Source organism: Chitinivibrionales bacterium (assembly GCA_014728215.1).
In the GTDB taxonomy this organism is placed as follows: domain Bacteria; phylum Fibrobacterota; class Chitinivibrionia; order Chitinivibrionales; family WJKA01; genus WJKA01.
This window is the reverse complement of the sequence record WJLZ01000033.1, coordinates 1-6121: the sequence shown is the minus strand read 5'-3', so window position 1 is coordinate 6121 and position 6121 is coordinate 1. Positions and strand designations below refer to the sequence as shown.

The 6121-nt window shown below is 48.0% G+C and carries 4 protein-coding genes; 3 read left to right on the top strand and 1 reads right to left on the bottom strand.

The annotated features are described in order from the left end of the window. On the top strand, positions 1–472 hold a 472-nt coding region (locus GF401_02370), incomplete at its 5' end, for an HAD-IA family hydrolase (protein MBD3343891.1). A gap of 13 nt (positions 473–485) precedes the next feature. On the opposite strand, the gene GF401_02365 is transcribed toward GF401_02370, so the two are convergent. After that, on the bottom strand, positions 486–1709 hold the full coding sequence (locus tag GF401_02365; protein MBD3343890.1) for a hypothetical protein: 1224 nt from the start codon (positions 1707–1709) through the stop codon (positions 486–488). 427 nt (positions 1710–2136) lie between these two features. Here GF401_02365 and GF401_02360 point away from each other — a divergent pair, with 427 nt between their 5' ends. Then, the gene (locus tag GF401_02360) at positions 2137–3264 is read left to right on the top strand and encodes a xylose isomerase (GenBank protein MBD3343889.1); all 1128 of its coding nucleotides are present in this window, start codon (positions 2137–2139) and stop codon (positions 3262–3264) included. 131 nt (positions 3265–3395) lie between these two features. Beyond that, a complete protein-coding gene (locus GF401_02355; protein MBD3343888.1) occupies positions 3396–5738 on the top strand; it encodes a family 65 glycosyl hydrolase in 2343 nt (780 codons plus the stop codon). The last annotated feature ends 383 nt before the right edge of the window (positions 5739–6121 follow it).

Below are 6121 nucleotides of genomic sequence, written 5' to 3'. Positions count from 1 at the left end.
GGTTGCCCGATCCACACAAGTCCGTCAGGAAAATTTCCTCGCCATGCTCAAAGAAAAGCCACTTCCCCCGTTTCCCGGGGTGGTGGAGCTTATGAGTGCCGCATTGGATAGCGATAATTTCAAAGTAGCCATTGCAACCAGCAGCACAAGGGAAAAATCTCAGGCCGTGCTTGATTCCGCCGGGATCCCCTATAAAAAACTGGTGTATGTCACCGGAAGCGATGTTTCCCGGAAAAAACCGGACCCGGAATTGTTTGTGACAGCTGCAAAGAAGGTAGCAGTTCCACCGCAAAAATGCGTCGTGATTGAAGACGCGCCCAATGGGATCGAAGCCGCTCATCGAGCAGGATGCCGCTGCATTGCGGTAACCAATTCGGCTTCCGCAGATAAACTCAGCCAGGCCGACCTAATTGTTGCAAGCCTGAAAGCGGTGTCAATCGACAAGGTGCGGGGCCTTATATCCGGCCGGTGACCGGTATCGCTCGCTAGTTTTCAATTATCGTATACCCAATCCTGGCGGTACACCGCAGAGCATTGCTTCCATTATTGCTCACCGAAATCTTATATTCGATTCCATTTGAACCCGGCTCGTTTTTTGCAGCCTGGTCAACAAAACAATAATAGAACGTGTAGCCCTTTCCATTTTCTTCGGGATGAAATATCGACACCGGTGACTCAACTAATACCGGGGTCCCCCATCGGGAATCCACAAAGGTTCCCCATACCGTACCGAAAACTACAGGGTAGGTGAGGGGATCGGGCGCTCCCATGGTTTTGGCATTGGTGGTATCGGCCCACCGCACTTCAAGGAGCATCTTTGCATGGGTGTTTTTATCGGCGTCGAGTTCATTGTTTCGCTCATAGGTTGACAGCTCAAAAGTCTCTCCGGGGTGTACGGATGATACTTTTCGAATGACATTGAAGCCCGTTTCGGCGTCACCATAGTCGGTTTCATCGGCAAGCGACGCATCGATTCCCAGAAGGGGAATGTCAAAGGCAACAAACCCCATGTCAGAATGATACCAACCGTCACCACTGATTTTCACTCCTTTGAGTGCCGCCGGAATCCAACTGTCGGTTGCAGCCCCTTCAACGTGAATACGACGGCATCCTGACAGGGGACCAAGTGTCGTAATCGCCGTGGCATTTTCTTCCACCGGTGTATAGGTGAGATCTACTGTCAGCGGGAGACTTCCGAGATTGGCTTCAACGGTGGCCGTGCGCGATTCTTTGAGTGGCTGTTCCTCCGGATCGATAAAAAGCGGCTCCTTAAAGGTGACATCACTATCGCCAATTCCTAAAATTGAGATGAGGGGCACCGATGAGAGAAGCCCCTTGTCTTTGAATCCTCCGATCTGCAGGGCGCCGTTGCTTTTTATATCGACCCAGACATCGGTGCTGGGTCCGGTGATTGAGTCGACCGACATACCCGGACCGGTAACATCACCTACTTTCCACTGCTCATAGGTAGTGTTGCCTATTGTGCGGGAAGGTGACTCTGATAGTTTTGCACTCTTGATATAGCCGTCGTTTATGGATCCGATCGTGCCCACCATGGTAACTTCGGTGGTTTTTTCAACTGTGCCAAAGGGATCATTGCGGACATCCAAAGATTCGCTATGCTCCTCCGGACTGTTGGGACTGCAGAAAAGAAAGGGTACGATAAGGATAATAAGCCGAATTTCAGATCCACAGGTGCGACGTTTCATGCATTTCCTCCTTCAGCTTTCCGAGCCGCTCTCGCCCGGGAGTTGCCGATTAATAATGGTAAATGTGTGGTGCAAATAATGGTGAACCAAAGAGTTTGCAATTCGATCACCATGCTTTTCCTCTACGATTGTGATAAAATAATTCCGGTATCGGAATAGAACCATATTACTGCCGGCAGAGGAGCATAGATGAGTTTTTGGAGACAGGAATGACGGCTGACTCTTAACCGATTTAATCTACTTTATCTAGTTTATCTGATCAACAATATATAAAACATTCCCTTCCCCGGTTGATGTCACCTCACCATTCAAGTATTTTTGATGTCTTTTTTGTATGCTCCGGAATTTGAACCGTCAATTATTTCACTAATAGAAATTTCTCATTATTATAATTATATCTACCTAAATCCCCTAAGGAGGTCCTCTTATGGCCGAGAAATCATTACATTCAGTGTGTCGTTGGACATTTAACCCCGGAAAAGGCGGATTCGTTCCCGGTGACATGCGTCCTGCCTGGAATGGCGACAAATTAGATACCCCCGGAATGGCCCGTTTAGTAGGAGAAAAAATTACTCCCCGGATGCCTGATCATATCAAGCTTGGTGTTGAAGTACACTATGATGCTGAAGTTGATGAAAAGAACGCAGCAGCATTCGCCGATGCACTGGTGGATTCAAAGCTTGCTCTTGCGATGATAACCCCCGGCGCGCACAGCCATTTTGCCTACGGCGGCATTGCATCACTGGACCCCAATGAACGAAAAGCAGCCGAAGATCTTGGAAACAAAACAGTCGATATCGCCTATGGTCCCCTGAAAAAGGCCTGGGACAAAGATTTCGTTCCTACCTTTGTGCTCTGGAACGGCTCTTACGGCTACGATATCGCTACAATCGGTATCAAACAGATGTATCAGAATCTCAAAGAGAGCGTTGCCGGTCTGTGTAAATACGAAGCCGATGCCGGTGGTGAACTGTTTATTGGTGTCGAACCCAAGCCCAACGAAGGTCATCCTGCAATGCTCCTCCCGACCGTCGCGAGCGCGCTCCTGTTTTTCCGTAAACTCGAAGAAGAATTCGGTATCGACCGCTCACGGTGCGGCGTGAATAAAGAATTTGGTCATTCGGAGATGATCGGTCTCGATCATGTCTATGATTCGGTTGAAGAACTCGATAACGACGGTATGGTGCACATGCATCTTAACAGCCAGGGGTACAACGATGGTATCATTCTCGGAGGCCCCGGTAAATATGATATCGACCACGGTACCCGGATCAACGGTATGAATGTCGCTATCGCCGGACTCCTGAAAAATGCCGGGTTCAAACGCTGGAAAGGCCACGACATGCAGACCCGCGCCTATGACAACGAAGAACAGGGGATCGACCGGGTTGTCCGTTCTATTCTCAGTTGGGACGCCTGCGAACAGGCCGCGGCAGAAGTGGATGAAAAACAGCTTATGGAGTTCCTGAAAAACAGAGAAACCGCCAAAGCTGAAGATATCATGCGCGCTGCTGTTGTTAATGCGCAGAAGAAGTTTGATGAAATGTATAAGTGATGAATTAAATATTGAACATCGAACAGGGAATGTTGAATGCTGAAGTACGGGGTACCATCTTCAGTTCGACATTCCTTGTTCATTATTTATCATTCATCGGTTTGCCACCATAGCAAAGGACACATATCACCATGAAATCTCCTCAGAAATATTTCAAAGTCGATCCCTGGGCAGTTGTCGAAAAAGGTTTTGATCCCAAAAGAAGCCGGATATCCGAATCAATGTTCTGTCTGGCAAATGAGTTTATGGGTACCCGCGGATATTTCGAGGAGGGTTACAGTGGCGATCATCTGATCGGCAATTATTTCAATTGCACCTACGAGGGCATGGATATTGTTCACGATCAACTGTTCAAGGGGATGATTACCAAAAGCGAATTCCTTCCCAACGCTGTCGACTGGCTCCATACCCGGATTTTCATCGGGAATGAGCAGCTTGATCTGGCGAAATCGAATTTCAGCGGTTTCAAACGGAAAGTGGACATGAAAAACGGCCTTCTGACACGGGAGTTTATCTGGACCACCAAACGGGGGAAGAAAATAAAGATCGTTTTTCAGCGTTTTCTCAGTCTGGTGAACCGGAATATGGGGTGCCAGCGAATTGAGCTTAAGCCTCTTAACTTTTCGGGCACGGTTAAAATGATCATGGGCCTCGATTTTTCGATTGTTCATGAAATCGCCGAAGGGTGGACCCAGGTTGAACAAGAGGGAGCCGGAAGTGCTCAACAGGGAAAATGCCTGTGGGAAGTAATCAAAAAAGGAAGTGCCGGCGGTATCTATTCCATCATGGGGCAGACACTGGAAAGCAAGCTGCCGCTTTTTTCGAGTTTCAGAATCAACAGCGAGGCGAAAATCAAACCGGAGCGAATCGAAGACGATCATCGGCTCGGCGCGGTGATCTCACTCAGGGTCAAGGAAGGACAGACTGCTGCGGTCGATAAAATCGCAATCAGTTACTGGGAAAAGGGGCTTACGCCTGCCAAAGTCTGGAGTGAAGGACTCAAACGGGCAAAGGCGGCGTCAAAGGAGACATTCGATAATGCACTGAAAGAGCAGACCGACTACTGGAAGAAAATCTGGGATGTCCTTGATATCGAAATCGAGGGTGATCCCGAATTACAGCAGGGGCTTCGCTTTTCGCTCTTCCAGTTCCATCAGAATTATATCGGCGGCAATGAACGGCTCAATATTCCCTGTAAAGGGCTCACCGCCGAAGTCTACTATGGGTGGATATTCTGGGATACCGAAACCTATTGTATTCCCGCCTATGTTTTTTACAATCCGGAAGCTGCCCGAAAGCTTCTTCAATTCCGCTACAACACGCTTTCTCAGGCGATTCAGCGGGCTACCGAGCTTGGCCACAAAGGCGCCCGGTATCCTTTCTGTACAATTAACGGACAGGAGACCTGCGGTACCTGGCAGCACGGCGACCTCGAAATTCATGTCGGACTGGCGGTCTTTTATGCGATACAGCTCTACGCACGGATCACCGGTGACAAAGAATTCCTGTACAAAGAGGGGATCGAAATGCTTCTTCAGATCAGCCGGTATTATGCCGACCGCGGCGAGTACAGTCCCGAAACCGGTGAATTCGGTCTCTATGGCGTCATGGGGCCCGATGAATATCATATGATGGTCAATCATAACTGTTATACCAATGTAATGGCCAAAAAACTGTTTGAGTATACGCTTGATGTTGCCGTCGAGATGAAACAGAAAGCCAAAAAGAAATACAAGGAGATCGCCGATAAGATAGGGGTTGATAAAAAAGAACTTAACAGTTGGAAGAAAATGGCGGACAAAATGAAGGTCCCCTATGATAAAAAGAAAGACCTCTACGAACAGCATGACGGCTATTTCGATTTGCCTGAAGTCGATGTCAAGTCGATCCCCGATGAACAGATTCCGATTTATCACAGCTGGCCCTATTACAAAATCTTCCGCTATAACATGATCAAACAGCCCGATTTTCTGATGCTTCCCTTGTTCTACAGCAATGATTATTCGCTGAAGACCAAAAAGAAAAATTTTGAATACTACGAATCGCGCTGTATTCATGAGTCATCGCTGTCGCCCTCGATCCATTCGATCCTGGCGTCGGAATTGGGCAAAGACACAATGGCCTACAATTTCTTTGTCTATATGGCCAGACTCGATCTTGACAACTACAATCGGAATTCCGAGCAGGGACTCCATATCACCGCCATGTCCGGTGCCTGGCTCAATATGGTGAACGGTTTCGGCGGTATGCGCACCGACGGCGATGTCCTGAGTTTTAATCCTTCGTTGCCCAAACAGTGGAAATCCTATCGCTTCAAGGTGTTGTATCAGGGAGCAAAAGTCGAAGTGAGTGTCGACAAAAAGAAATGCCGGTTTACGGTTGTTGAGGGTGATAAGGCGCCGGTGCTGATATACGGGAAGAAGCATACAGTCACGTCCGAGGGCGTGGAGTTGAAGCTTAAAAAGCTGGGTTAGCAAAACCAGGGGTTCCTCGGGTAACACTGTTTCGTACCTACGGCACGAGTAAGAGGTGATAGTCCGGCTACGCTGTGTTGGAAATGTTAAGCCCCTGACGGGGCTGAAAGAATGAAGAATAGAAAGGCATGCGTGATTTCGTATTTGCAATCGGAAACTAATAAATATGGAATAAAGCTGTATTATTGTCCCGTAGGGACATAACATTTATAATTACAGCCATCAATAGTCAACATCTCCTCGTCCCGTAGGGACGAAACAAAATGTAATAGCATAACTACCATATAACCATATACAGTATTTACAGAAAGGAGCAATTCGTGGCTCAGAAAGACATCGAAATAATTTCTGCGGGGCATTTGTGCCTCGACCTCATTCCTGCC